Genomic DNA, 26,268 nt, shown 5'->3' on the forward strand with positions numbered 1-26,268 from the left:
CCTTTTTAACCGATAAACGGGTAATACAGGGAGTTCTAAACTCTTAAAACAATGGAAAAAAGAACAAGTAATATTTTCTGGGGTGCTATCCTGATTGTGGTGGGTATCCTGTTTTTAGGCACAAATCTCGACTGGTTTGATTTGCATTGGACATTTGGCGGTATCGCCCGCTTCTGGCCTCTTCTCTTGATTCTGGCAGGTGTCTTTGCGTTTCTCAATCGCCGCCGAACTATTTACAATGCCACCTCGGCGCTTTTAATTGCCTTTGCTATCCCATTAGGAATTTTTACCTGTGTAGACGATGGCGTGAATGACTGGAAAGATGGCCACGACTGGCACGTAGATTTCGATGATGATGACGACGATGATAACGATAATCATTTCGACCACAAATCATCAAGCACAGATACAGTTGATGGAAATGGTTATAAAAACTTTTATTCTGTTCCGATTGCCACCGGAATAACCGAAACCAAATTAAAAATTGGTGGCGGAGCAGCAGAATTTGACCTCGAAGAATCAACTTCTAATCTTTTTGAAGCTTCTACTCACCTACAATACAGAAGTGGTTATGTATTGACCGAAGACCTGGCAAATGGTGTAAAAACTATTGAATTTGAGCAAAAAGGCAAAAAAGGCAACTTCCATTTTGACAGCGATGAGAATTTTGACAATGATGTGATTATCAGGCTGAATAAAGCTCCTATCTGGGATATTGATTTAGGTATAGGTGCCGGAGAGGTAGATTTCGATTTCAGTGATTATAAAGTAAAAAAACTGAACATGAATTCGGGTGCTGCCGATATTGATGTAAAATTAGGCGATAAAGTAGATAATGTAGAGGTAGATATTAACTCTGGCGTAACAAGCGTAAAACTGAGTGTTCCTGAAGGCGTAGGTTGTGAGTTAAGAATGGACGGTGCCCTGAGTTCGAAAGACCTTGATGGTTTTGAAAAAGTAGGAAGCGGGGTATGGCAAACACCGGGCTTCGATAAAGCTACCAAAAAAATCAAGGTTGATGCCGATACAGGTTTATCATCAATCAAGATTGTACGTTATTAAGATTACTTAACACAATGAAAAAGCACACAGGTTTTGAAACCTGTGTGCTTTTATTTTACCTTTGTAAGAAAACAACCCTTACATGAAAAAATATACCCTGTTTATATTCTTTGCTTTTATTTCTGTTTTTTCTTCTGCTCAAACCCTTTCACCAGATGCTACCATTAGCCTACTGACTATTGCCCCCGGCGATGAGCTATACTCTACGTTTGGACATAGTGGTATCAGAATAAAAGACCCTATGCAAGGAATAGACGTTGTATATAATTATGGTGCTTTTGATTTTGGTGCAAAAGGTTTTTATATTAAATTTTTAAGAGGAACACTACCTTACAAAATAAGTCTTGTTGATTTTGAGATTGAACTGAATGGGTATGGAAGATACCCGGGGTGGAGTCAGGAAAAAAGGCTTGTAGAGGAACAGGTTTTAAATTTATCAGAAAAACAAAAACAGGGAGTAAGCGATTTTTTGGCAACTAATTATTTGCCGGAAAACAGAGAGTATGCCTATAAATTCTTTTACGACAACTGTTCGAGTCGCCTGAGAGATGTATTGAAAAAGGTGTGTGGAGATAGTTTAAGTTTTTCAAACAAACTACATGCCGATAGTAGTTACCGGCAATGGATTGATGTGTATGCCCGCAAAAACAATAAGCTATGGGCTGATTTCGGCATGGATTTAGCAATCGGGCAACCGTCTGATTGTGTAACAGGAGCGAATGGTGCCATGTTTTTGCCTGATAACCTTAAAGACGCTTTTGATAAGGCAAAAATCAAAAAAAATGGGGTGTGGCAGCCATTAGTCGCACAAAAAACAGTAATAAATCCGGAGGTTCTGAATGATGTGGTGAAAGAAAAAGAAGCCATTACTCCGAATATGCTGTTTTGGGGCCTTCTCATAGTAACAGGTGGACTTACCTTTTTTCAACTGAAAAAAGACTATACAAACTTCTTGTTTGATAAAATACTGTTTACCATCACGGGCATTGTAGGGTGGTTAATTGTTTTCTTGTGGTTCTTTACCAATCATGGTGTTACAGAATATAATCTGAATATCATCTGGGCCTATCCTCTTTTGTTTCCAATGGCCTTATTTATCAAAAAAGATACTACTCGTACCTGGTTAGCTAAGCATTTGTTAGCTTATGGTATTATACAAATACTATTTTTGCTAAGTTGGGCATTTCTGCCACAGGAAATTAATTATTCTTTGATTCCGGTTGTGCTGATTTTAGCGATGAGAGCCTTCTTTGTTTGGTGGCGTTTGAGGAATAAATTGAGTACTTTTTAAAGATATTGATATAAACTAAATAGGGTCTTAAAAGTTTTTTGTACCAAATAATATTGGAGATAACCCCACCCTAACCCTCCCGCACGGCGGCCGCCCAACAATGGGGAGGGGACGAAAAAAGCCCCTCTCCCCACAGTTGGGGCGGCCGCCGCGCGGAGAGGGGTTGGGGTGTGGGGTCGAGGCTTCGCCAAAAATTATTTTATATTCGAGACAACCCCATTTCGTTTTATTATCATCTACAATTACTTCTTCTCAGGCAACAATACAAATTTGGCATAGTTATCGTTTAAGAACTGATTAGCGGCTTTCTTCACGCTCTCTACACTTATTTTATCAATCATTTCTTTGCTGTAACGGTTGATAAAATTCAAATCTTCGCCAGAAAAGTACTGGTCAATTAAATAGGAGTTCCAGAAACTGTTTTCTTTTACCTGTAATTCGGTTGAACGTTTTTCTTCGGCTTTTACCTTATCAATATCTGTCGATTCCGGACCATTGGTTTTGATTTTCTGAATTTCGTCCAATGCAATTTTAGCCAGTTTTTCTGCATTGGCAGGCGAGCATCCAAAGGCTATGGTAAGATTATAGGTTGGAGTTGGCAATTTATTATAAGAGGCACTGATACTTGGCGAATACACTCCCGCAGCTTCCTCCCGTAGTTTTTCTGTCAGTTTAATATCTAATACCTCAGCCAATGCATCTAAATTAACTTTTTCTTCATCAGTAAAATTAAATGTACCGTTGAATTGCAGGTTTACCGACGCTTTTTCTTCTAATCCTTTATAAACTGTTTTTTCTACTTTCCCTTTTACTTTATCAATATGCAGGTCTTTATAAGATTCTATACGCTTAGTTGACGGCAACCCACCAATATATTTCTCTAACAAAGGCTTAATTTTTTCTACTTCAAAATTACCCACAAAAACAAAGGTAAAGTCACTTAAATCACTGAATCGGTCTTTGTAGATTTCAAAGGCACGGTCAAGGTTCACCCTATCAATATCTTCCGGTTTAATTGGCATACGACGGAAGTTCTTCTGATAAAGTGTTGTTGTGATAGTATCGTTAAATACTTTTTCAGGGGTAAGCGTTTTATAGGAGTTAGCAATTAACTCTTTCTGATTTTTCAGAAAACCTTTTACCACTTCATCATCTCTTCTTGGTTGCACAATATACCCATACATCAATTGCAAAGTGGTTTCCAAATCTGTTGGTGTTGTATTTCCTGAAACCCCCTCATTTAATTCATCAATATAGGTATATACATTTGCTACCTTACCCGATAGAAATTTATCTAACTGTACATCTGATAGCTTACCAATCCCTCCTTGTGAAACAGCCGTAGTAGCCAGTTCTGCCGAAAAATAGTCTGCATCGGTATATAAAGAGGTACCGCCTTTACTTACCCCTGAGAACAAAATCTGGTCGTTTTTGAAGTTGGTTGGTTTCAGGGCAACTTTAATACCATTGCCAAAAGTCAGTTCTGTTACGCCAATTTCCTCAATCTTCTTTTCTGCTACTACTTTGGTTCCGGTTGGTACCTGTTCTAAAATTGAAGTCGCAACGGCTTCATCTTCATAAGGTTTCAAATCTGGGTTCTTCGTATTAATCAGTTCAAGAATTTTCTTCTCATCTGGCAATTTATCCTTGTCTTTTTCTGAACCGATTACCATACCTACGCTGTTATCCTCCTTCATCACTTTGGCGGCTATCGCATTTACTTCTGCTAATGTGATGCCTTCGAGGTGGGTTTTTACAAAATTATATCTGAAATCAGCATCAGTATAGGCACTTCCATGCAGGTAGTTCTGAATCATTCCGTTTACAAAAGCTGCAGATTTGGTTTTATCCTTTTCTTTATAATTTTTTTCTACACTGAGCATATAGTCTTTCTTGGCTCTTTCCAATTCGCCTTTGGTAAAACCAAAACGTTTCACACGTTCTTTCTCATCTAATACAGCTTTTATTGCCGCTTCAAGGCCATCGGCGTTCTTTGGCACGGTTATGACCTGAAAAGCATCTAAACCAGCAAGAAAAGGGCTATAGCTCATAATAGCAAACACAAATGGCGGATTTGGTTTTTTGGTAATATCCTGTAAGCGTGTAGAAATTATCTGATTAAACAGGCTCTCTGCTACATCTGTGCGATAATCGGCCTGTGTTTTGGTTTTGTCACGTGGCAACTTCGTAATAAACTGAAAGCTTGTCTGAGGAATTTCCTTGTCAACAATCAGGGCCGTTTGCGTTCCTTTAGATAATGGAATTTCATAAGTTACACGTTTAGGTCCTTTCTTATTTTCAGGAATACCGCTAAATTTCTCTTTAATCAGGTTCTCAACCTGTGCCGGGTCAAAATCGCCTACGGCTACCACCGCCATCAAATCGGGGCGATACCAGTCTTTGTAGAATTTGATAATCTGTTCCGGCTTGAACGATGTCAGTACCTCAACCTTGCCAATTGGAATCCGTTGTGCATATCTTGAATCACCTAATAAAAGTGGAAGCAACTTTTGTTGCACACGACCTTGCGCATTTTTAAATCTGGCTCTTTCTTCTTCTAATACAATGCCTCTTTCGTTATTGATTTCGGTAGTATCTAAGGTAGCATATTGCGACCAGTCGGCTAAAATCTGAAAAGCACGCTCAAACAATCTGGCTGAATCGGTGGGTACCTGTAACTGGTAGATAGTTTCATCAAAACTGGTAGAAGCATTCAAATCAGCACCAAATTTCATCCCCGACTTTTGCAGAAAATCAACTAATTGATTTTTAGGAAACTCTTTGGTACCATTAAAATTCATGTGTTCCATAAAGTGGGCAATTCCTAACTGCTGGTCGGTCTCCAGAATTGACCCGGCATTTACGACCAGACGCAACTCCATACGGTTTTTAGGTTCAGCGTTTTTCAGGATATAGTATTTAATTCCATTTTTCAGTGTGCCGGTCTTCACTGCCGGATTATTCGGAATAGGAATGTTGAGGTTCTGTGCAAATGTCTGTGAGGTCACGAGCAAAAGCAGCAGCAGGTTTTTCATCTTTTTCATAAATTATACTGAATTAAAACTTGGTTTTGATATTTATTAAAGTTCAGGAATAGAGTAAATATGGCCGGATGTTTTCCTGCCAGTTTTTTGCAAGAGTAAGGTTTTTTATTTGCTCTGCAAAATCTTTTATTGGTAATTCAAATAATGACTCGCTCTGCGGAAAGCCCAGCAATAAATCTAAATGATTTGTACCATTCGGATTAACGTTTGTAGGATAAGGTTTCCAGCTAAAATGCTCAGGGTGCTGGTCTTTAATCCGTTTTATCAGCATCAATCCATTATTCACAGCTTCAAAATCAGTACTAATTTTCACTGATAATTTTATACCATAGCACAACTCTCCTGTATATTTGCTTTCAGTCGGCACAAAAGTTATCGGCTTTATTTCCATCATCGCATTTAATAACTTTTCTATCAGCAAATTATTGTCTAACCAAGGCGCACCAATAATTGTAAACGGCATTTCGGTGCCTCTTCCTTCGCTGATATTGGTGGCTTCCAATAGTCCTAAACCGGGATATAACAAGGCAGACTGAAAACTTTGCATGGCCGGAGAGGTCGGAACAAACGGCACTCCCCAGTCAGGTTGAAAAGTATCTCTCTGCCAATGCTGGCATTTGATTATTTCAATATTGGCGTGAATACCCTTTACCTCATTCAAATACAAAGCCAATTCGCCTAAAGTACAGCTATGTCGTAAAGGGGTAGCCCAGCGACCGATAAATGAGGAACAGGTATTTTCGTCAAGAACAGGTCCTTCTGCCCTACTCAGATTCCCTGACACCGGATTGGGCCGGTCGGCAATCATTAAAGGTTTGTTAAATTTAGCACAGGCTTCTATTACATACGTCAAAGTCCATAAATACGTGTAAAATCGTGAACCAATATCTGGTATATCAAAGAGTACTATATCTATATCGGCCAAATCTTCTGCCTGTGCTACTAATTTATCACCATAAAGGCTGGTAACTGGCAACTGTGTAAGCCAATCTATGCCATCAGCCATTTTAGCACCATCAGCACCTTTGGCGTCCAGCCCATGTTCAGGAGAAAACAATTGGGTTATATTGAAGCCTTTTTGCAGCAAAGCCTGTCTTGAAGGTTGCAGAGAACTGGTAGTAGCGGCATGATTGGTAACCAAACCGATACGTTTATTTTTCCATACAGGATTTTGCGTCAACAACACATCAACACCGAATTGAATCATATTTTACGGGGTTTAAAAACTTTTATTTTTACATTAGCGTTTCAATTAAGAGCTACTACTGGCTTTACGCTATTTACTAAATACCTTTTCTTTATGTCCGGCAGATCTATTCTTAGTCGTTTATTTTCCTATTTTATTCGTGGATTACTTTTTGTAGCACCTCTTGGCTTTACATTCTTTATCTTATTAGGCGCATTTGACTTTGTTGATAACCTTATACGTATCAGGATTCCGACGAGCGACCCTAACCGTGACCTGTTTATTCCCGGGTTAGGCTCTTTAATTGTTGTTTCGGGCACCATGCTGATAGGCTTTGTTTTTTCGGTTTTACTGCCTCAGACTCTTCAGAATATTATTGAAAATGCCATCAGTCATCTGCCACTGGTACGGATTTTTTATTTTGCATTCAAAGATTTAATTTCGGCCTTTGTCGGAGACAAACGGAAATTTAATCAGGGAGCCATTGTGCTGATAAATAAAGAAGCACAAGTTTATAAAATTGGTTTTATTACACAAAATGATTTAAGCAATTTAGGCGTTAGTGATTTGGTAGCTGTGTATTTTCCGCATAGTTATGCCTTTTCAGGAAATCTGGTACTTGTTCCCAGAGAAAACGTACAGATGCTTGATTTGCCAAGTGCCGAAATCATGAAACTGATTGTTTCGGGAGGGGTATCTGTCAACGAAAAGATGTAATAAACCACATAAATTTCTGACCTTATTTCATAGCTTTTCACGGAATACCATTCCGTGTTACCACATAAATCTCATGACTCAATTAAGATTTTGTATATTACTGTTTTTTCTTTGTGTATCGTTTGGTAGTTTTTCTCAGGATGTGCATCAGAGAGAAGCACAATCGGTAGAAGAACTGATGTATAAAAAAGACCCTTCTAAAGCCCGCAGTATATTTAATAAAGACCGTTATCTGGTGCTTGAAAAAGTAAGAAGTGGTAAGCGGACAAAGTTTTATAAAGGCGATGTTTTCAGGTTCAAAACGAGAGATAACACGGTTTATGAAGACAATCTGTACGACATTACGGATTCATCATTTGTCATTACCTCATTAAACGAAGTAATGAACCGCTACGAATATGTTGAAATAAAGCTAAAAGATGTAGAACGGATTTATAAATACCCGAAAAGACCTATCCGTTTTGGGATTGCCAATTTTTCACCATTTGCTTACATCCTTATAGAGTGGGCAGCCTGGAATGTGGACCCTATCACTAATCCGAAATTAATATTGGCCGCAGGTCTGACTGCCGCCTCTCCGCTATTCACAGTACTCCAGAATGGATTAAGAAGCAAAAAACTAACAGATAATTACCGATTAAGGGTTTTTCAAAGTTTTTAATGCTTTTGAATAAACTTCGCTACGACGTCGTACTATTTTATTTGATAAGTATGATTTATCAAACTCATATTATTAATCAAATAGAATTATCTCGAAGAAAATATTCAGTTATGAAAGATTCTTTATCAGTGCAATCAAACAGATCAGATAAAACGGTCCGCCGTCGCGGCATAGTTCAAGATAAAACGGTCCGCCGTCGCGGCATATTTCAAGACTTACTCACTTAAAACCCCTTTTATCAAATCCTTACTCCAGTTTTTAATGGTGTCTGTCATGGCTTCAAACTCAATCAGGAATCCATCGTGGCCGTAAAGCGAGTTGATTAAAGCATATTTTGCGTCAGGAATATGTCTGGCAATAAATTCCTGTTCTTCGGGTGGAAATAATACATCAGAAGAAATGCCAATCACCAGTGTTTTTGATTTTATGGTACCTAAAACCTCTTCTACTTTCCCCCTGCCTCTGCCTACATCATGCGAATCGAACATTTTTGAGAGTGTCCAGTAAGAAAAGGCATTGAAGCGTTTACCTAATTTTTCACCCTGGTAATTCTGATAAGTATTGGCACGGAAGAAATCAATCTGCCCCTCGTCTCTCGATTGCGTGCGATTATAAGTAGCGTAATTACGGTAAGATAAGAGCGCTATCGAACGGGCTACTTTCATGCCGTTCATTCCGGCTTTCGGGCTTCTTTCTATCCAGGTCGGGTCGGCGGCAATAGCCATCCGTTGCGACTCGTTAAAAGCGATACCCCAGGGCGAATGAATGGCATTGGTTGAAAACAGTATCATATTTTCAATCAAATCAGGCTGCAACACCGCCCACTCAAGGGCTTGTTGCCCACCCAGAGAACCACCCAGAATGGTATTGATTTTATAGATACCGAGGTGCTGACGTAGTAAATCTAATGACCTTACTACATCTCTGATACTGATAAACGGAAAATCGTGATAGTATGGCTCGCCACTGATAGGATTTTTGCTCAGAGCATTGGTAGAACCATAATGAGAACCGATGATATTGGCACAAACAATAAAATGCTCGGTTGGGTTATAGAGTCGTTTTTCTCCAATGAGGCCGTTCCACCAGTCAGTCGGGTTAGCATTGCCCGTAAAAGCATGGCAAACCCATATCACATTATCCATTGCGGCATTTAACTGTCCGAAAGTTGTATAGGCTAACTGAAACTCAGGTAGCCATTGGCCTGATTCTAACTTAAATGGTTCGTCGTAGCGAAATATCTGTTGGTTTTCCATCGTTTTAAAGTACTTACAAAATCTACCTGATTGGCTGAAAATCAGATAACACAAAACGCATACCCCTCGGTAATACGGCAAACAAAACCAATTTTAAAACGATTTGTCTATGATTGGTTTATAAGTCCGAATGGTTTTGACCCTTCCGGTAGGTTTTGGCACCTTATCGCAAGTAGCGGGACAGGTTGCCCGAGGTTCACAGAGCCTATTCTCTCCTCTCGTCTGTATAAATCAACCCATTAGTTACAGAATGTATCTGACTGAATTGATGGTGCAAATATGGGGCTTGAATTTGTAGAAAACAAGGGTTTCAATTCCTTTTTTATTACAATGTATTTTGTCAACGCTTCTGAAAGTACTCATTTATATCCTTAATTCCATCGGGCAGGTACTTTCTGCCAACTAAAATACCATTTAAGTGCATTTCTTCCATGAGGTCTCTCGTACCGTTTTGTCCGGCAAGGTCGTTGTCAAACCATATCCATACTTTAAACTTTTTAAAAACCTTTATCCATTCTTTTTTAAAAGTCTTGGCACTTCCCAGACTCACAGCAACCATGCCATGTCTGACCAATGTCATACAATCAAAAGCACCTTCGGTAACGAAAACTTCCGCATTGCCCCGCAGGTTTTTCAAAGAATCTATATTAAAAATAGTACGGGGAATACCTGTCAGAAACTGGTATTTATTAGTTCCTTCCGATGGTTCTCCAATGGTTCGGCCTTGCAGATAGGTGATGCGGCCGTTCTGATAATAGGGAATAATAATCGGATGCTTGAAGAAAACGAGATTCCCCCTGTCGTTAACAATTCCGCTGGCCATGAGGTCGTCTATGCTATATTTCTCTTTCAGGTAATCGTTTGCCAAACCATAATTCTTTAATACAAATAACCTGAAAAGCCTGATAGTCCAGTCGTCAATACCTCTGCCTCGCAGATACTCTGCAGCCTTTCTTGCAGATTCAGTAGCTGGCAGATTCAGACAGAATCGCTGAAAATCTTCGTAGATGGCACTAAATACTGGTTGAAATACAAATGGTTTTTCTTCTACGGGCTTTCGGGTATAAATGCTTTTTATATCTATTTTCCTTGTTTTTTTAGAACCATATCCCTCGTAGTTTGGTACATACCTGTTACCCAGTTCTTCAAGAGCTGTTTTAAAATCTATCTGGCATACATCGGCATACAAATTAATTACGTCGCCACGTTTGCCACAGCCAAAACAATGAAACTCATTTTGCGGTGGAGGATAAAATACCAGCGACGGAGTATCTTCCACATGAAACGGGCAAAGCATTCTACGGGTCTGAATCACATCAAATCCTAAATCTCTTGCCACCTGTCTGATGTCTACCTCCTTAACCCGCTGTAATAAATCATTCATGTTTTTTCTTATGAATCACCGTTGGTGCTGATTGCACACCCGCATATAAAACAATATCCGCAATAGTTACCCTTGCCGGAGTATTTACCGCGTAAAGAATAGCATCGGCTACATCTTCTGGTTGTAATGGGTCAAAACCCTCATATACTTTTTCTGCACGCTTTTTATCGCCTTTAAATCTTACCAGCGAAAACTCGGTTTCTACAGCTCCCGGTGCAATATTGGTTACTTTAATTCCGTGTTGAGTCAAATCCAGACGCATCCCTTCGCTCAATGCTTCTACTGCCGCTTTTGAGGCACAATAAACCGCTCCGTTGGCATAAGTATATTTTCCGGCTACCGAGCTCAGGTTAATAATATGGCCTTTCTCCCGCTCTACCATACCCGGAATAATTGCCTTGGATACATACAACAGTCCTTGCACATTTCCGTCAATCATCATATCCCAGTCGTCTGTATCTCCATCCTGAATAGGTGACAATCCATGTGCATTTCCGGCACAATTCACCAATATATCAACGCTTTTCCATTCGTCCGCTAATGAGTTAATGGCATTTACCACCTCAACCTTGTTACTTACATCAAACTTAAGCGTAGTTACTTCTATCTTTTTTGAGAACTGTTCCTGCAAACTATCTAATCGGTCTTGTCTGCGACCACATAAAATGAGATTAATACCATTATTGGCAAAAGCTGTAGCAGTTGCTTTACCAATACCTGAACTTGCGCCGGTGATGAGTGCGATACGAGACATATTCTGTTGTTATGGTTTGGTGTGATAATTAATAATCATTATCTATATTTTTATCATCTGTTAAACTAAAAAGTGTGGTAGCAGGTTGCGCTAATTCTACCTGATTTTTTTCGAGTACTCGCAGTATGGCCACATTTACCTGTTCTCTTATACTTTTACTTTCCCAATAATCTGCGGTTGAAGCCATAAATACGACTAAAATATTTATTGAGTAATCGCCAATGGCATCTAACTTTACATTAGCTCCTGTACTGATTGACTCCTGATTATCTAAGATGGTCTGCACATCTTCTACCACCTGTTTAATCTGCTGTATGGTGGTTTCCAGTTTTAAACGGATAAAAAACTTGTGCCTGCGTTCCATACGCTGCGAAATATTATTGAGCGATTGCGATACAAGCATCTGATTCGGTACTACCACTAAGCTTCCGTCCACATGCCGGATGCGTGTACTACGGAAACCTACTTTTTCTATTTTCCCGACCATTGTCCCTAATTCAATATCGTCTCCAACAATAAAAGGTTGCTCGGTGAAAAGTGTAAACGAAGCAAAAAGGTTTTCGAGGGTGGCTCTTGCGGCTAAAGCCAAGGCAACCCCACCAATACCAAGCCCGGTAATAAGACTGATAACGTCTTGTTTAAAGACAAAACCTAAAATGAGAAAAAATGAGGAGAAGGCTATTAAAACAATAATAATATCACGGAAAAAAGGGACTAATTGTTTCTCTTTATTTGAATCTGCCTCTTCGGCTTTCTTAAGGTAAACCAAGGCAAAAAAACGAATCAGACGAATGATGAGCCAGGTAATGCCGGCCACAAACAGCATATCTAAAGTACGGTCGATAAAATCAGCCACACGCATTTTGCCAAACGGAATGATACGCCACTTGCGTGGAAAAACGATTTCATTAACCGCCGCATAAATAATAAACAAAGCCAGCAAAAACTCTACCGGACCCCTGAGCAGGTTTACAAAGTCGGCCACAGGTACGTTTTTGGTCTCTTTTTTCATCAGTCGGTAAACTATTTTGCTTACCATTACCGACAGAATCCGCTTAAACAAAAAACCTACAATGAGTATTCCAAAAAACCACAGCCAGTTTTCGGCACTATTATATAAAAAACTACTTCTAAGAAATTTATCCATTACAACACTATTTATGAATCTTTCAGCTTGATTCTTTTACCACAAACTATCAATACCATCTTTTACAAAATCACTGACTCTTTTTTCAACCCATGTTTCGTTGGTATCAGGCAGCATAAAACCTACATGGCCGCCAAAATGTAGCAATTGCAGAAAAACGTGAGGATTATGCTCGGCTTCGCCCAAATCTAAACATTCGGGCGAGAGGAATGGGTCATTTTTTGCCTGTATAATCAGCGTGGGTTTAAGAATGTTTTTCAGATAAGGTTTTGCGCCTGCTTTTTTATAAAAATCGTGGGCATCTTTAAAACCATAGAGCTTGGCTGTATATCGGTTATCAAACTCTTCAAAGTTTTTTATCCTTTCGTAGCCCTCGTGATTCAGCAAAGGATTATTGGGGTGCTGAATAGCTTTCTGTTTTATTTTTTTACCTAATTTATTAATAAAGCGCGTCATATAGAAGCGTCGGCCAGGTTTATACAACTCAAAAACCGAGGAAAACAAATCAAGCGGAACTGATACTGCCACACCGCATTTAACCTGCTTGGGTACTCTTTCGGGTTGGTCGCCTAATAATCGCAAGGTCATACTGCCACCCATACTGAAGCCAACCAGTATCACTTCTTCATAATGATGTTTCTGAATGGCATACTCCACTACAAACCTGATGTCTTCTACATCGCCATGATGATAAAATCTTGGCAAGCGATTCATTTCACCACTGCAACTGCGGCAATTCCATCCGAGCCCATCATAGCCATTGTCATTAAATTTCTTAATCATGCCTGTTACATAATGACGGGTAGAGTCTCCCTCAAGCCCATGCGTAACTATAATTAGCTTTTTGCCGGGTTGTTTACCTGCATACGACCAGTCGAGGTCCAGAAAATCACTATCGGCTAATTCTACCCGCTCACGCTGATACTTAACAGGTATTTTTCGGAAAAGACTTGGATAAATGGTTTGTATATGGGCATTAAATTGCCATTTTGGAGGACGATAATCGGTATTGAGTGGTAAAACTGGCATAACACTATAAAAATTAATCTGTCAGACAAAACATCCCAACAATTAGTGACGGACTTAACACTATAACAGCATTTTTATCAAATCCATTTCTTCCGCTTAAAGAAAAACAGGAATATCATTGATGAAAGCACCATCAGTATGATGGCAATCCAGAAACCATAAGGATGATTGGAGGAAGGTATTACCTGATAATTCATGCCAAATATCCCGGCAATGAGTGTCGGAGGTAAAAATATAATGGTTACGACCGTAAAAATCTTGATAATTTCGTTCTGTTCAAGATTAATAAGCCCCATAAAGGTATCCTGTAAATACTCTAAACGTTCAAAATTGAAAGTAGTATATTCAAGCAATGAGGTAATATCTTTTAAAACAATACGCAACCTTTCTTTGCGGTCTTCAGGAAAATAGACACTTCTTAAAATCTGAGACAATACCCGTTGTTTATCTATGATACTCTCCCGAATCAGCATCGTATTTTCCTGCAGATTATTGATTTTCAGCAACGATGCCTGCTTGGGTTTCTTTTCTCTGCTCAATGCCTTGCTGATGTTCTTTACCTCTTTGGTCATGTTCTCCAGCAAATCAGCATCAGACTCAATACGGGTTTCAAGCAAAAGCAGCAGAATGTCCACCCCATCCTTGAATACCTCTTCGCCTAATTTGATTTTCTTTACAGTATCGGCAAATGAACGGGAGTCTCCCTGGCGATAGGTGAACAGCACATTATCCCGAATCATGAACGAAACCGGATAAAAGTGATAACCGTCCTGGTCTGATTTCAAAAAATTGGAGTTGGCATTAATGGTATTATTCTGTTCAAAGTACCGGGCACTGCTTTCAATCTCTACAATTTCCTGTGGGGTCTGAAAACTGATGTCACACTTGGTTTCAATCCATTCTTCCTCTTCCTGCGATGCAGATTGTAAATCGACCCACATCAGGTTTTTAAGATGTCCGAGTTCTCGTACATCTGTTTCTTTCTTGACTTGTTTGCCTTCTTTATAAAAAAAACGTACCATGAGTCAAAGATTTTATTAGTTTCATAGGCAGAGGCTGCCTACGCTAAAATCAGTTTTTCTATCACTTCCGGAAAGTGCTTGTGCTCCAATACCTGCACTTTTGCCGCTATGTCATCAGGCGTATCGCTCTCTATCAATTCACACTTTGCCTGAAAAATCACCTCGCCTTCATCATAGTTTTCGTTCACGTAATGAATCGTAATGCCCGACTCGGTATCTTTATTGGCATGAACAGCCTCATGCACAAAATGCCCCCACATACCTTTGCCGCCATATTTTGGCAGAAGCGCAGGGTGAATATTGATAATTTTATTCGGATAGGCTTTTACCAGATTTGTTGGTATCAACCATAAAAAACCAGCTAAAATCACCCAGTCAATGCCCTGCTTTTGCAGAATTTCAACAATTTTATCAGTTTTGGCAAATGATTTCTTATCAAAAATCAGAATCGGTACACCAAGCCTTCTTCCTCTTTCAATAATACCTGCCTGCGGATTATTTGTCAATAATAAATCAACCTGAATTGATTCACTGTTCTCAAAATAATTAATAATTTTTTCGGCATTACTCCCCGACCCCGAGGCTAATATGGCAATACGTTTCATTTTTTCAGCTGATAATTTCCGGCAAATAGCTAACACTCTTCTATGTACAAGGCCTATACAGACAGCAAGGCTTACAAAGTGCGAATCACGGTATTTTTTTTTAAAGTAGGAATTTTTAACTTATAAAAATAAAGTAACCTGAAAAATCTATATACCAAATAATATTTGGAGGTAACCCCACCCTAACCCTCCCCAACAATGGGGAGGGGAAAAAAAAAGCCCCTCTCCCCACAGTTGGGGAGAGGGGTTGGGGTGTGGGGTCAAAGCCTCGCCAAATAATATTTCGTGCGCTTATTTTCTAAGATAAAGGCATATCACAATTTCCCCTTATAAAGTTCGTCCTGCCATTTTTTCAGTTCATCCCATTTGCCATCACGGGCAAGTACAGCCTGGTCTGCCCAGGTAGTCGGGTCATGAATCTGGAATCTGCTTCCTGCTTTATCCAATATTTCTTTCATTCGGGTTACAGGCGTATCAGCCAGTTGAGCAAAGGTATAAATCCCTGCTTTATTAAATAATTCTTCAATTTTCGGCCCGATACCCTCTACAATTTTCAGGTCGTCTTTTACAGGCGGAACAACTGGTACAGGTGTAATACCCACGCCAGCAATTACACCGGTTGTTACTGCCACAGGGCTTGGCTCAACAGCTACCGATACTCTATTTTTGCGACAGGCATCTAATTCATTTTCCAGAAATTTTATTCTGTCCTGCAATTCTGTATTATAGGCTTCTAAATTTTTAACCTTTTTACCCAACAACCACCAAAGCAACAAAGCCAGCAATAACAAAGGTAAAAGCCAGAAAAGAAATATATCCCAGGGGAAATTATTAAACAGACAATGTAAATTTTCCATTATATAAAAAGCATTTTAATCGTTTCAGAATAATTTAAGATTGGGGTTCAGCTTCGGTTCACTACTTCAGCCTGATAGTTGCCCGACGATTTTTGGCTTTGCCCTCGTTGGTTTCGTTAGATGCAATCGGCTCTTTTTCGCCTTTACCTTCGGTTGCCATCTGGGTAGCGCTTATGCCTTCCGTTGTCAACAGGCTTTTTACCTTAGTGGCTCGTATTTCTGATAGTTTCTGGTTGGCGTCTTCGGCTCCATCACCATCGGTATGGCCTGTAATCAGTAATTGTTTTTCAGGATACTTAGCCAGATACCTTTTGGCTGTTACCAGAAACGTGTCAACCTCGGGCGTATGCAGAATACCCGTTTGTCCTGATACAAAATAGACGTCGAGCGGTTTAAAGAGAATCTGTTCTTCGGGTGTCAGTTGAACGGTATCAGGCGACTGACTGGCAGGAGTATCCACACTATCTATCACAGGGGTATTGTCTAATGAAACCACTGTACCACTGTAGCAATAGGGTTTACGATGGCAGTTCCAGAACCAGCTATAAGCCAGAGACCATAACAGAATCAGTAGTAAAATAAGGAGTCTGTTCATTTTGATTGCCGGGTTTGGGTAAATAATCTATTCAATAGTTTTGGGAGGGGAAATGTAGTAAAAAGTAAATAAACAACCATCATCTGTATAGGTTTTCTTTATAATTTTAGTAAAAAGCGGTTAATGACTTCAAAATTTGGTAATAACGATTAAATCACAAAATAAATAATTTCTTAAAATCCATCAAAAACAGTAATTTTGGGCAAACCAAAACCCGTTTTTATTTTTAATGGAATCAATTAAAGTTTTCGCTCCTGCTACTGTTGCCAATGTTGCCTGTGGGTTTGATATTTTCGGCTTTGCAGTAGATGCTCCCGGTGATGAGGTTATTGTAAAAAAGCGTAATGATAAACAGATTGTCATTACGAAAATTAGCGGAGATGAAGGCAAACTTACCCTTGATGCCAGTAAAAATGCAGTTACGGTTCCTATTATAGCTTTTCTTAAAAAAAATGGCATCGAGCAAGGGTTTGATGTAGAGTTGCATAAAAAAATGCCATTAGGCAGTGGTCTGGGCAGTAGCTCGGCCAGTTCGGTAGCAGGTGTATTTGCTGTCAACGAAATTTTAGGTAAGCCCTGCACTACCAAATCTTTGCTTCCGTTTTCGATGGAAGGCGAACGTATAGCCTGTGGATCGGCTCATGCCGACAACGTGGCTCCGGCACTAATGGGTGGCTTTGTGGTTATCAGAAGCTATAACCCGCTCGATATTTTCAGTGTACCTACTCCTTCTGAACTTTTTGTTACTATCGTTCACCCCGATATTGAAGTCAATACAAAAGATGCCCGCCATATATTGCGTAATGAGGTATCGATGAAAAATACCATTGCGCAGATGGGCAATGTGGCAGGTATGATAGCAGGTCTGATGCAGTCAGATTATGATTTGATTGCCCGCTCAATGGTTGATTTTATTATCGAACCCGTGCGTGCCATATTGATTCCTGAGTTCTGGGAGGTAAAACATGCTGCTTTAGAGGCAGGCGCCTTGGGGTGTAGTATATCCGGTGCAGGCCCTTCTGTATTTGCGTTCAGCAAAGGACAATCTACGGCTGAAAAGGTTGCGATGGCTATGAAAACAGCTTTTGAAAAAGCCAGTATTCACTGCAATGCCTATGTTTCGGGGGTTAATATTCATGGGCCAAAAGTCATCAATTAAAATAAAAAGGCTCGTTTGAACTTTATCTGTCTGTGCTTATGTTATGTTACTGTCAGGTGATGAAATAATGTCTGCATTAGTTTATCCGATTGAAATCCAGCTTCAATTGTTGAAATATGCGTAAAAAAAATATTGTCAAAATATATTGACAAATAAAAATAAACGTTATATAATTGCATTCAAATCCGAGTAAAAACTTCAATAGGCTTTCTGTAGTAAGAAATCACCCTCTTTGAATCAGTCCAATTGTTTCTGAAATTACAATCCATAAATAGCTTGCTAATTTCTTATTCCGGGAGTTTTCCTAAAATTTAAATGTAGCATAAGGTATAAAGAAAAAGCTCCAGTTAAAGTAAAATACTTATAACCAAATAGTTTCGCTTACTGCTTGTGGTTTACTTTCAACTGTTCACTAACTTATAATATCCATTTCTTATTTTCAGCATCGATAATAATCGCTAACCATCGCATAAAAACGTATCGTTAATTCTCACGTATGTACACATCAGAAGAACTGAATCTGAAACTTTTATCAGAGTTAAGAAAAATTTGTATAGAACTGGGCATAAAAGATGTCCGCAATGGCTCAAAAAATGAGCTCGTTGAAAAGATTTTAGAGCATCAAGCCAATAAATCCACTTTTAACATGCCAAAAGAAGTAGCTGCTCATTCGTCAACTACAGATTTTGAAGTACCATTATTTAATAATAGTAACAAAGCACCTAAAAACCGCACCCGATTGTCGAAACCCGGAGATACCAAAACAGAGGAAAGCCCGTTTTCAAAAGAGCCTGTAAAAAAGGTCGGAGGGAAAAAGCCTTTTGAAAAACAACCACCCAAAGAAATTTTCAGTGAAACTCCTCCTGCTCCGGTAACTGATTCGCATCCTCCCCTCAATACCGATATTCCTTTTGACCCAGATCTGGAACCCCTGTTAAATTTAGAAGAAGCAGAAGATTTTGATTTATCACAAATCGATGCAGAAATGAGCGAATTTGAAGGGCTGATTGATGATATCGTACCGGATATTACCGAGCCGAAAGAAGATAAAAGATTTGTTGACGACTACACCAAGGTTATCAAAAAGCAATTCAATAATTTAATCAAAGAGTTTGACGGGCTGATTGAAAACGAAGGTGTACTCGAAATCATGCAGGAAGGTGGATATGGTTTTCTTCGCTCGGCCGATTATAACTACTTAGCCAGTCCTGACGATATTTACGTATCGCCATCTCAGATAAAATTGTTTGGTTTAAAAACAGGTGATACCGTTAAAGGTGCTATCCGTCCGCCCAAAGAAGGTGAAAAATACTTTGCCTTACTGAAAGTACTTTCGGTAAATGGCAAAACTACCGAAGAGATTCGTGATCGTATTCCGTTTGAGTACCTTACGCCTCTGTTCCCTGAAGAGCACATCAAATTAAGTAGTAAACCAGATGTTTATTCAACACGGGTATTAGACTTGTTTGCCCCTATCGGTAAAGGTCAACGGGGTATGATTGTGGCGCAACCTAAAACAGGTAAAACGGTATTATTGAAAGAAATAGCCAATGCCATCACCCGGAATCACCCTGAAATTTATCTGATTATCCTGCTGATTGACGAACGTCCGGAAGAGGTTACTGATATGCAACGTAGTGTACGTGCCGAGGTAATATCTTCTACTTTTGACGAAACTGCCGACAGACACGTAAAAGTATCAGGATTAGTTTTGGAAAAAGCCAAACGTCTGGTTGAGTGCGGACACGACGTAGTGATTCTATTAGATTCCATTACCCGTCTTGCCCGTGCCTACAATACCGTTATCCCATCGTCAGGCAAAATACTTTCCGGTGGTGTAGATGCTAATGCCTTGCACAAACCTAAGCGTTTCTTTGGTGCGGCCCGTAATGTAGAAAATGGTGGTTCATTAACCATTATTGCTACTGCCCTGATTGATACAGGTTCTAAAATGGACGAGGTAATCTTCGAAGAGTTTAAAGGTACAGGTAACATGGAGTTGCAGCTTGACCGGAAACTATCAAACAAACGTGTGTATCCTGCTATTGATATTCTGGCATCGGGTACCCGTCGTGAAGACTTGTTGATGGATAAAGATACCTTGCAGAAAGTATGGTTGTTACGCAAATATATGGCTGATATGAATCCTATGGAAACAATGGAATTCTTATTAGACAAAATGAAAGGTACCCGTAACAACGAGGAGTTCCTGCTGACAATGAACAGATAATCTCAGGTATTTTTGACAATTTTCTTAGAACGGATAATGTCGTCCTGATTAACGATTACAAAATAAATACCTTCCGGAAGCCCTGCTAAATCAAAATCATGCAGGGCTTTTGTATGTACGTCTTCTTGTAATATCTTGCCCGCCAGATTTGACAACTGATAATGGGTTTCTATACCGGGTGGCACTTTCACATATACCTTTTCGTCGGGTTCGTTATAAAATATCACTAATTCGTCTTTTCTCATGTTTCTTTGGTTTAGGGTCTGCTCTGATTAAAACTTCTCTATCTTTTTAGAAGTAAACAGGTAATATTGTCCGGCTTTCAGTGTCATGCGTTGGTATTTATCAGTTACATGCCAGATTGTTTCGCTAAAAAATTCATACCATACGCCTGCTTCCAAGCTACTTTTTACTTCTACTTCTTTCAGGTTAAAACTGGCAATAATTCTTACATTAAGGCTTGGATGATTAATATTGATTTTCTTCACCAGACTTTCTGATACTTCTACAAATTTCCCTTCTTTAAAAGCAACAATATTTTTTCTTAAACGAATCATTTGTCGGTAAACTTCAAACAAGGCTTGTCGGTCTGGGTCTTTCAGATACTCCCATCTAATCGGCTTTACACCTGTGCGGCTATTGTAATCTATTGATATATCATACCCAAATTCACCAAACTGCCAGAATAACTTAGGGCCGGGATAAGCAAAAAACAGTACTGCTGCCGCTCTTGCCCTGGCCAACGCCAGGGCAGTATCTTTAAACTTCTGGTGGGCATCATATATGAGCCTTTCTTCATCATGGCTTTCCATATAGCCAACCAGATGTGCTTTTTCCCAACCTCGGTTTTCAGCACTAAGCCACGATATACTATCATTTTTACCTTTCAGCAGATTTCTGAACTGATGATTCAAATGCCCCCACAATAAAAACCCATAATCGGCCAGTTCGGTTTCTTCATCATTGGCCGAAAGATGTTCTAAAATAAGGTAACAATGCTGATTATAATGCCTGATTTTATTGTACATCCGTTTCAGCAATTTCACCCGACTGGCATCATAGCTCGACCATTTCAATACATCAGGGTAAGATTGTACCTGTGTAAATCCTTTGGTAAGGTCAAACCTGAAACCATCTATTTTATATTCGTTGAGCCAGAAATGACATACCTCGTCAAAGAACGCCTGTGTATATTTACTTTCGTGATTAAAATCAAAAAAAACAGAATAAGGGTGCGTGGCTTTTTCGTTGAAAAATGGGTGAACTCCGTTTACAGTCTTATGCCCCTTGTAAGCCTTGTAGTATGAAAATTTCTTATCGGCATGGTTAAATACAACATCTAAAATAACTGCTATGCCATTTTCGTGGCATTTGTCTATCAGGTATTTCAGGTCGTTTTTAGTACCATAGGCCTTATCAGCCGCAAAATAAAAAGTCGGGTTATAACCCCAGGAGTCATTCCCGGTAAACTCCTGTACAGGAAGCAATTCAATGGCATTGATGCCTATATTCTTAAAATAAGGAATAAATCCGGCTATATCTCTGTATTTGCGAGACTCAACAAAATCTCTGATAAGTAACTCATAGATTACCAGTTCTTCTGCCGGAGGTGGTATAAAATTTTGAATTTTCCAGTCATAAGGTTCCTGTGCGGTCTGCAAAACAGACACACTACCTTTGAATGGATTTTCAGAAGGATATTTTTTTAGGTCAGGATAAACATTGGGCGAAATCTGGGAATCGAACTGAGGGTCAAGTATTTTTTCGGTATAAGGGTCAGCCACTACTATTTTTTTATCAATCAGAAACTGATAAGCATATTCTTTTCGGGGTTCTAATTCGTCGATAATTATACTAAAAGTTTCTCCATCAGCTTCCTTAGTCATTGCATATTCCTCAGAAACCTGCCAGTTGTTGAACTCCCCTACTACATGAACCGATTTTTTATATGGTGCTTTAAAAGTCAGTTTTACGCTATGGTCATTAATGTATTCTATCATTTTCCCCTTAACGAATCATATATTTTTCAAGTTCTTCATATACTTTATGAATCGGTAAGCCCATAACTGTATAGAAAGAGCCTTCAATTTTAGTGATACCAATCATCCCGATAAAGTCCTGCACGCCATAGCTGCCTGCTTTGTCAAACGGTTGGCATTTCTGAATATAGTATTCAATTTCCCAATCGCTTAACTCCTTGAATGTAACATAGGTGGTATCTGCGAAGGTAATAGTTTCTTCTTGAGTCATGATACAAACTCCGGTTATAACCTTATGTACCTTGTTGCTTAACAATCTGAGCATTCGCCGGGCATCTGCTGTATCCACAGGTTTATTGATGATTTCGTTAGCTACCACCACTACCGTATCAGCACAAAGAATAATTTCGTTGGCTAAATTTTCTCTGAAACAAAGTGCTTTGTTTTTGGCCAGAAAAGCAGGCACTTCGGCAACGGGCATATCAGCCGGAAATGTTTCATCGGTAGGTATTACTTTTACTGAAAACGTAAATCCTGCATTGTGCATGATTTCTTTACGACGTGGTGAATTGGAAGCTAATATGAGTGGTCTGTCTAATTGCATGACAAAAGTATTGAAATGCGAAATAAACAAATCTGCCTTAGAATTACGAACATTCGGAAAAATTTCACATTGAATGAGCTTACGTATATATATGTTAATACATACAATAAAAAAAATTAGTTCATTCGTTTTTGGCATTGGTTTCAGGCACCTGATTAAATGGGTTAATTTTATTAACAAATTTCGTACTAAACTGTAATTAGCTGAAAATCAAAAAATTATCATGTATCCACTGGATAATTTTTCAAAAAAAATATTCAATAAATTTCTTAACTAACGGCATTATATGTAATAAAAATACAATTTTTAAGTAACATAATACCATTCAATAAAAAAATTGGCATAATTATTTCTTGTATCATAGTAGAATATAAAAATACTCTTGAATCTTCTAACTAATCATAAAAGAGTATATACCATTAAAAACAATTTTTTGCTAATATTTAAATAACTTTTGTTGTAAAGAATTAAACCCCATTTGCAGTAGTATGCTACAAACTGATAAAATATCATTTTCCGGGTTTTCAATCCTTAACATAGTAACCAATTAATGTTTACTTGGTTTAAGCTAAGGCCGAATCTGCTATCTGTTATTTTGTATCCTCTTCTCCAAATAGGTTTGATGAACCTGAAACAACTTTTGCCGAACCGATGAACCTGGTAAAAAAACATATCTCCTTTTACATTCCTTTTTCAAGGAATTGTTTGCGTGAGAAATCACGGGGAAATCTGTTGCACTATGTTTATCCATTTTTAACTTTTGCTGAAAAATGCTCGTATCAACCAAAATATCTTTCCTGTATTTCTTTAATTAAAGAAACGCAAGTCTTGTAGCTGAGACTGTGAAGATTTATTTTGTCTGTACTGTGCATTGAATTTTAAAAACTTTTGCTCATTAAAAACAAAACTTTTGCTGTCGGATGCCCGAATGGATTGTCATATCTCCCGATTTATTTCTTAATGATTTAAGAACTGAGAAACTTTTAGTTAAAAGTTTCTGAGAGAACTGCCATATTCCGGTTTATGTATCTAACACTAAAGACTTTTGCTGAATATTATTTGCTGTAAGATGCTTTACATGACCGCCACGCTTCCTGTTTACTAATGTATAAAAATAGTGAATCAAGGGTCTTGAAAAAGACGCTCATGGAATTGCTATGTCATGCTATTGCATCAATTAAAAACTTTTGCTCGGTTTTCTAAAGTAATTTTTGCTGTAATCGCCACAGAATAGGCAACACAAGCCTTTAGGTTGTGTTTTTATTCAGGCACCGTTAAATCTTTTGCTAAACATTCATTTAAAAACTTTTGCACATGGTAACAATGAAAACTACATGCAAGCTACTCTTACTTGTACTTCTGGCTTCTGGTATGGCATTCGGCCAGCAAACCATTGAAAACAATCGAATTTGTCTTGACCCCATTGCGGGTACAGGTGCTTATGTAGGCACCCCATTAGGCGGCGGTGTATGTGCCCTTTGTAACATACAAAATCCCGGTAACGTGGTAGATGGTAATCTGGGTAATTACGCAACTGTAACCCTCGGTGCTCAGGTGCTAAGTAATTACAATATGATGATTGTCAGAGACTCATTGCAATACTATCCGGCTGGTAATGCTGCCGGTTTCATCATCGGTCCTGATGCAGGCTTGTTAAATACAGCCATTTTAAGCAACCTTAGTATTCAGACTTATCGTAACGGTGTACTTCAGCAAACAGCTACTGTTGGAGGGTCTCCTGCACTTAATCTGGCCGTTCTACAAAATACTTCTACCGGAAAACAGGTACTGAGCTTTATTACCAGCTCCGATTTTGACGAAGTAAGATTAGTTGCCAACGGCACAGTTTCATTGCTGACAACCCTTCGTATCTATGAGGCTTTTGAAGGGCCTGCCTCTTGCGCAATAGATTGTACAACTGACCTTACAGGGTCGTTGGCTTCAGGTGCGCCAACAACGGGTTCATCAGGGCTTTGTCTTGGTGCTTCAACCAACAATCCCAATTTTCTCACAGATGCCGATTCAACCAATTTTGCCAATATTACTATTCCTTTAGGTGTGGCTTGTACACGTTATATACAGATGACTGCCGCCTCCACTTATCCGGCAGGAACTTTTGCGGGCTTTGTGGTGCAGAATGCAGGAACCTTGCTAAGTGCTACACTCTTAGGGGGCATCACCATAAGCACTTATGAGAGTGGCACTCTGCGTGAAAGTTTTTCAGGTGCTTCGCTGGCCTCTGCTGTGGCATTGTCAGGAGCCTCTCCTATGTATCAGTTAGGGTTTAAAACTACTCTGGCGTTTAATCAGATAAGAATAACAGTGAGTGGTGTATCAGTATTAGCTGACTTGAATATCTATTATGCTTACATTAAACTTGACACCGACAATGACGGTGTTCCTGATTGTATTGATAAATGTGCGTCAGGCAGTGATTTATTAGACACTGACGGAGATGGAACGCCCGATGGTTGCGATACCAACGCTATTGATTTATCTCTTGCTAAAACTGTTAATAACTCAACGCCGGCAGAAGGTGGCACAGTGGTTTTCACGATTACAGCTACACGTGACAACACAACACAAAATGCCACAGGGGTCAGGGTAACGGATATTTTACCTGCCGGCTTGACTTACGTTTCGCATAGTGCCGGAACCGGAACATTCTATACACCGGGAACAGGCATCTGGAACATTGGTAGTGCTTTGGGTGGTACAACCAACAGCATTGCGCTCACCATTACGGCAACAGTAGATACAGTAGGCGTATTATCAAACGTGGCACAGATAACAGCCTCAAACGAAACTGATACCGACAATGCCTCGGTGCAAGACCATATTGCAAGCGCCTGCGTTTCGGTTCCGGTTCAGATCTGTCAGGGGCAATCTATCACACTTATTGCACCATTAGCAGGCTCTTATCAATGGTACAGAAACGATACTCTGATAGTAAGTGCTACCAACGATTCTCTGATTGTAACCACAAGCGGTAATTATACAGTCAATTTTACCTCAACGAGCGGCTGTCTTTCCGGAAACTGTTGCCCGGTTATTATAGATGTCAATGCTTTACCGAGTATCAGTGCCGGAGCCGACGTTGCGGCCTGTGCAGGTACAACCAGCACACTTACTGCCACAGGTACAGGTACTTTCCTCTGGAATACCGGGGCAACTACTGCTACTATCAGCGTTTCTCCTACTTTAACTACCAACTATACCGTTACGATTACAGATGCGCTCGGGTGTTCAAATTCCGATACTGTTACAGTAACATCAAACCCTGCTCCGTTATCGGCTAATGCCTTAGCTATTTGTAATAACAATGGCACAACCGGAGATGCATCTGATGATACCTTTACCATTATCCTGAATCCATCGGGTGGTAGTGGTGGCAATTACAGCGTTACACTCAATGGTTCGGCAGTACCGGGTACCTTTACCTATGGGGTGGCAAGTGCGCCAATTTCAGCCGGACTCATCTCTACTGGTAGTAAAACTTTAATTATTACAGATAGTAATACCTGTGCACTAAGTACCTTGGTCAGTCCTCCGGCGGCCTGTTCAAGCTGTCCTCCTAAGGTCTGCGTACCAATCACCATAGTCAGGTCTGAGTAACTCAAAAAGTAAAACTTCAGTTCAAACAAACCAATGGCGGGTATCGGTTCACACCGGTATCCGCTTTTTTT

Annotated in this window: 21 protein-coding genes and 1 riboswitch; of the genes, 7 read left to right on the plus strand and 14 right to left on the minus strand. The window is 39.4% G+C overall.

Annotated features, from left to right (window positions below):
* Positions 1 to 51: 51 nt before the first annotated feature.
* Both EWM59_RS10030 and EWM59_RS10035 read left to right on the plus strand, forming a co-directional pair.
* On the plus strand, positions 52 to 1,062 hold the full coding sequence (locus EWM59_RS10030) for a toast rack family protein (protein ID WP_130020833.1): 1,011 nt from the start codon (positions 52 to 54) through the stop codon (positions 1,060 to 1,062).
* A gap of 82 nt (positions 1,063 to 1,144) precedes the next feature.
* A complete protein-coding gene (locus tag EWM59_RS10035) occupies positions 1,145 to 2,353 on the plus strand; it encodes an Lnb N-terminal periplasmic domain-containing protein (protein ID WP_130020834.1) in 1,209 nt (402 codons plus the stop codon).
* A 242-nt stretch (positions 2,354 to 2,595) separates the two neighbouring features.
* Here the strand turns inward: EWM59_RS10035 and EWM59_RS10040 are convergent, their stop codons facing one another.
* Together EWM59_RS10040 and EWM59_RS10045 are read right to left on the minus strand one after the other, a co-directional pair.
* Positions 2,596 to 5,388 carry a M16 family metallopeptidase gene (locus tag EWM59_RS10040; RefSeq protein ID WP_229239328.1) on the minus strand — a complete coding sequence of 931 codons (2,793 nt, stop codon included), beginning with the start codon at positions 5,386 to 5,388 and terminating at the stop codon, positions 2,596 to 2,598.
* Between the two features lie 52 nt (positions 5,389 to 5,440).
* A complete protein-coding gene (locus tag EWM59_RS10045) occupies positions 5,441 to 6,604 on the minus strand; it encodes an exo-beta-N-acetylmuramidase NamZ family protein (protein WP_130020836.1) in 1,164 nt (387 codons plus the stop codon).
* A 93-nt stretch (positions 6,605 to 6,697) separates the two neighbouring features.
* On the opposite strand from EWM59_RS10045, the gene EWM59_RS10050 reads away from it, so the two are divergent.
* Positions 6,698 to 7,300 (plus strand): DUF502 domain-containing protein, encoded by a 603-nt coding sequence (locus EWM59_RS10050; RefSeq protein WP_130020837.1) that lies wholly within the window; start codon positions 6,698 to 6,700, stop codon positions 7,298 to 7,300.
* A 73-nt stretch (positions 7,301 to 7,373) separates the two neighbouring features.
* The gene (locus tag EWM59_RS10055; protein WP_130020838.1) at positions 7,374 to 7,961 is read left to right on the plus strand and encodes a hypothetical protein; all 588 of its coding nucleotides are present in this window, start codon (positions 7,374 to 7,376) and stop codon (positions 7,959 to 7,961) included.
* Between the two features lie 215 nt (positions 7,962 to 8,176).
* On the opposite strand, the gene EWM59_RS10060 is transcribed toward EWM59_RS10055, so the two are convergent.
* From EWM59_RS10060 to EWM59_RS10100, 9 genes are all read right to left on the minus strand, one after another.
* Positions 8,177 to 9,217, minus strand: coding sequence for a homoserine O-acetyltransferase family protein (locus EWM59_RS10060; RefSeq protein ID WP_130020839.1), 1,041 nt, complete (start codon positions 9,215 to 9,217; stop codon positions 8,177 to 8,179).
* 115 nt (positions 9,218 to 9,332) lie between these two features.
* Positions 9,333 to 9,450: riboswitch (SAM riboswitch) on the minus strand.
* 107 nt (positions 9,451 to 9,557) lie between these two features.
* Positions 9,558 to 10,601 (minus strand): CHC2 zinc finger domain-containing protein, encoded by a 1,044-nt coding sequence (locus EWM59_RS10065; protein WP_130020840.1) that lies wholly within the window; start codon positions 10,599 to 10,601, stop codon positions 9,558 to 9,560.
* Positions 10,594 to 11,355, minus strand: a complete 762-nt coding sequence (locus EWM59_RS10070) for an SDR family NAD(P)-dependent oxidoreductase (protein ID WP_130020841.1) — start codon at positions 11,353 to 11,355, stop codon at positions 10,594 to 10,596. Before EWM59_RS10070 ends, EWM59_RS10065 begins: the two co-directional genes overlap by 8 nt.
* 28 nt (positions 11,356 to 11,383) lie before the next feature.
* Entirely contained in the window at positions 11,384 to 12,502 is a 1,119-nt protein-coding gene (locus EWM59_RS10075; RefSeq protein WP_130020842.1) for a mechanosensitive ion channel family protein, read from the minus strand.
* Between the two features lie 36 nt (positions 12,503 to 12,538).
* Positions 12,539 to 13,531, minus strand: coding sequence for a YheT family hydrolase (locus tag EWM59_RS10080; protein WP_130020843.1), 993 nt, complete (start codon positions 13,529 to 13,531; stop codon positions 12,539 to 12,541).
* A gap of 77 nt (positions 13,532 to 13,608) precedes the next feature.
* Positions 13,609 to 14,553, minus strand: coding sequence for a magnesium/cobalt transporter CorA (gene corA / locus EWM59_RS10085; protein WP_130020844.1), 945 nt, complete (start codon positions 14,551 to 14,553; stop codon positions 13,609 to 13,611).
* Between the two features lie 38 nt (positions 14,554 to 14,591).
* Complete coding sequence (gene purN / locus EWM59_RS10090; RefSeq protein WP_130020845.1) at positions 14,592 to 15,158, minus strand: phosphoribosylglycinamide formyltransferase; 567 nt, start codon at positions 15,156 to 15,158, stop codon at positions 14,592 to 14,594.
* Between the two features lie 314 nt (positions 15,159 to 15,472).
* Complete coding sequence (locus EWM59_RS10095; protein WP_130020846.1) at positions 15,473 to 16,015, minus strand: helix-hairpin-helix domain-containing protein; 543 nt, start codon at positions 16,013 to 16,015, stop codon at positions 15,473 to 15,475.
* 61 nt (positions 16,016 to 16,076) lie between these two features.
* On the minus strand, positions 16,077 to 16,610 hold the full coding sequence (locus EWM59_RS10100) for an OmpA family protein (RefSeq protein ID WP_130020847.1): 534 nt from the start codon (positions 16,608 to 16,610) through the stop codon (positions 16,077 to 16,079).
* 229 nt (positions 16,611 to 16,839) lie between these two features.
* Here EWM59_RS10100 and EWM59_RS10105 point away from each other — a divergent pair, with 229 nt between their 5' ends.
* A complete protein-coding gene (locus EWM59_RS10105; RefSeq protein WP_130020848.1) occupies positions 16,840 to 17,769 on the plus strand; it encodes a homoserine kinase in 930 nt (309 codons plus the stop codon).
* 496 nt (positions 17,770 to 18,265) lie between these two features.
* A complete protein-coding gene (gene rho / locus EWM59_RS10110) occupies positions 18,266 to 19,999 on the plus strand; it encodes a transcription termination factor Rho (RefSeq protein WP_130020849.1) in 1,734 nt (577 codons plus the stop codon).
* Positions 20,000 to 20,001: 2 nt separating this feature from the next.
* Here the strand turns inward: rho and EWM59_RS10115 are convergent, their stop codons facing one another.
* From EWM59_RS10115 to EWM59_RS10125, 3 genes are read right to left on the minus strand one after another with little or no spacing between them, the layout of a single operon-like run.
* Positions 20,002 to 20,244, minus strand: a complete 243-nt coding sequence (locus EWM59_RS10115; RefSeq protein WP_130020850.1) for a T9SS type A sorting domain-containing protein — start codon at positions 20,242 to 20,244, stop codon at positions 20,002 to 20,004.
* A 27-nt stretch (positions 20,245 to 20,271) separates the two neighbouring features.
* Positions 20,272 to 21,999, minus strand: a complete 1,728-nt coding sequence (locus EWM59_RS10120) for an alpha-amylase family glycosyl hydrolase (RefSeq protein WP_130020851.1) — start codon at positions 21,997 to 21,999, stop codon at positions 20,272 to 20,274.
* Between the two features lie 7 nt (positions 22,000 to 22,006).
* Positions 22,007 to 22,582 carry a Maf family nucleotide pyrophosphatase gene (locus EWM59_RS10125; RefSeq protein WP_130020852.1) on the minus strand — a complete coding sequence of 192 codons (576 nt, stop codon included), beginning with the start codon at positions 22,580 to 22,582 and terminating at the stop codon, positions 22,007 to 22,009.
* 1,323 nt (positions 22,583 to 23,905) lie between these two features.
* On the opposite strand from EWM59_RS10125, the gene EWM59_RS10130 reads away from it, so the two are divergent.
* The gene (locus tag EWM59_RS10130; RefSeq protein ID WP_165372150.1) at positions 23,906 to 26,197 is read left to right on the plus strand and encodes a DUF11 domain-containing protein; all 2,292 of its coding nucleotides are present in this window, start codon (positions 23,906 to 23,908) and stop codon (positions 26,195 to 26,197) included.
* The last annotated feature ends 71 nt before the right edge of the window (positions 26,198 to 26,268 follow it).

The sequence above is a fragment of the Emticicia agri genome (genome assembly GCF_004168285.1).
Classification (GTDB): domain Bacteria; phylum Bacteroidota; class Bacteroidia; order Cytophagales; family Spirosomataceae; genus Emticicia; species Emticicia agri.

Excerpts from the sequence above, each read along its gene's own strand:
- EWM59_RS10030 (WP_130020833.1), top strand. The coding sequence starts at position 52 with ATGGAAAAAAGAACAAGTAATATTTTCTGGGGTGCTATCCTGATTGTG.
- EWM59_RS10035 (WP_130020834.1), top strand. The coding sequence starts at position 1,145 with ATGAAAAAATATACCCTGTTTATATTCTTTGCTTTTATTTCTGTTTTT.
- EWM59_RS10040 (WP_229239328.1), bottom strand. The coding sequence starts at position 5,388 with ATGAAAAACCTGCTGCTGCTTTTGCTCGTGACCTCACAGACATTTGCA.
- EWM59_RS10045 (WP_130020836.1), bottom strand. The coding sequence starts at position 6,604 with ATGATTCAATTCGGTGTTGATGTGTTGTTGACGCAAAATCCTGTATGG.
- EWM59_RS10050 (WP_130020837.1), top strand. The coding sequence starts at position 6,698 with ATGTCCGGCAGATCTATTCTTAGTCGTTTATTTTCCTATTTTATTCGT.
- EWM59_RS10055 (WP_130020838.1), top strand. The coding sequence starts at position 7,374 with ATGACTCAATTAAGATTTTGTATATTACTGTTTTTTCTTTGTGTATCG.
- EWM59_RS10060 (WP_130020839.1), bottom strand. The coding sequence starts at position 9,217 with ATGGAAAACCAACAGATATTTCGCTACGACGAACCATTTAAGTTAGAA.
- EWM59_RS10065 (WP_130020840.1), bottom strand. The coding sequence starts at position 10,601 with ATGAATGATTTATTACAGCGGGTTAAGGAGGTAGACATCAGACAGGTG.
- EWM59_RS10070 (WP_130020841.1), bottom strand. The coding sequence starts at position 11,355 with ATGTCTCGTATCGCACTCATCACCGGCGCAAGTTCAGGTATTGGTAAA.
- EWM59_RS10075 (WP_130020842.1), bottom strand. The coding sequence starts at position 12,502 with ATGGATAAATTTCTTAGAAGTAGTTTTTTATATAATAGTGCCGAAAAC.
- EWM59_RS10080 (WP_130020843.1), bottom strand. The coding sequence starts at position 13,531 with ATGCCAGTTTTACCACTCAATACCGATTATCGTCCTCCAAAATGGCAA.
- corA (WP_130020844.1), bottom strand. The coding sequence starts at position 14,553 with ATGGTACGTTTTTTTTATAAAGAAGGCAAACAAGTCAAGAAAGAAACA.
- purN (WP_130020845.1), bottom strand. The coding sequence starts at position 15,158 with ATGAAACGTATTGCCATATTAGCCTCGGGGTCGGGGAGTAATGCCGAA.
- EWM59_RS10095 (WP_130020846.1), bottom strand. The coding sequence starts at position 16,015 with ATGGAAAATTTACATTGTCTGTTTAATAATTTCCCCTGGGATATATTT.
- EWM59_RS10100 (WP_130020847.1), bottom strand. The coding sequence starts at position 16,610 with ATGAACAGACTCCTTATTTTACTACTGATTCTGTTATGGTCTCTGGCT.
- EWM59_RS10105 (WP_130020848.1), top strand. The coding sequence starts at position 16,840 with ATGGAATCAATTAAAGTTTTCGCTCCTGCTACTGTTGCCAATGTTGCC.
- rho (WP_130020849.1), top strand. The coding sequence starts at position 18,266 with ATGTACACATCAGAAGAACTGAATCTGAAACTTTTATCAGAGTTAAGA.
- EWM59_RS10115 (WP_130020850.1), bottom strand. The coding sequence starts at position 20,244 with ATGAGAAAAGACGAATTAGTGATATTTTATAACGAACCCGACGAAAAG.
- EWM59_RS10120 (WP_130020851.1), bottom strand. The coding sequence starts at position 21,999 with ATGATAGAATACATTAATGACCATAGCGTAAAACTGACTTTTAAAGCA.
- EWM59_RS10125 (WP_130020852.1), bottom strand. The coding sequence starts at position 22,582 with ATGCAATTAGACAGACCACTCATATTAGCTTCCAATTCACCACGTCGT.
- EWM59_RS10130 (WP_165372150.1), top strand. The coding sequence starts at position 23,906 with ATGAAAACTACATGCAAGCTACTCTTACTTGTACTTCTGGCTTCTGGT.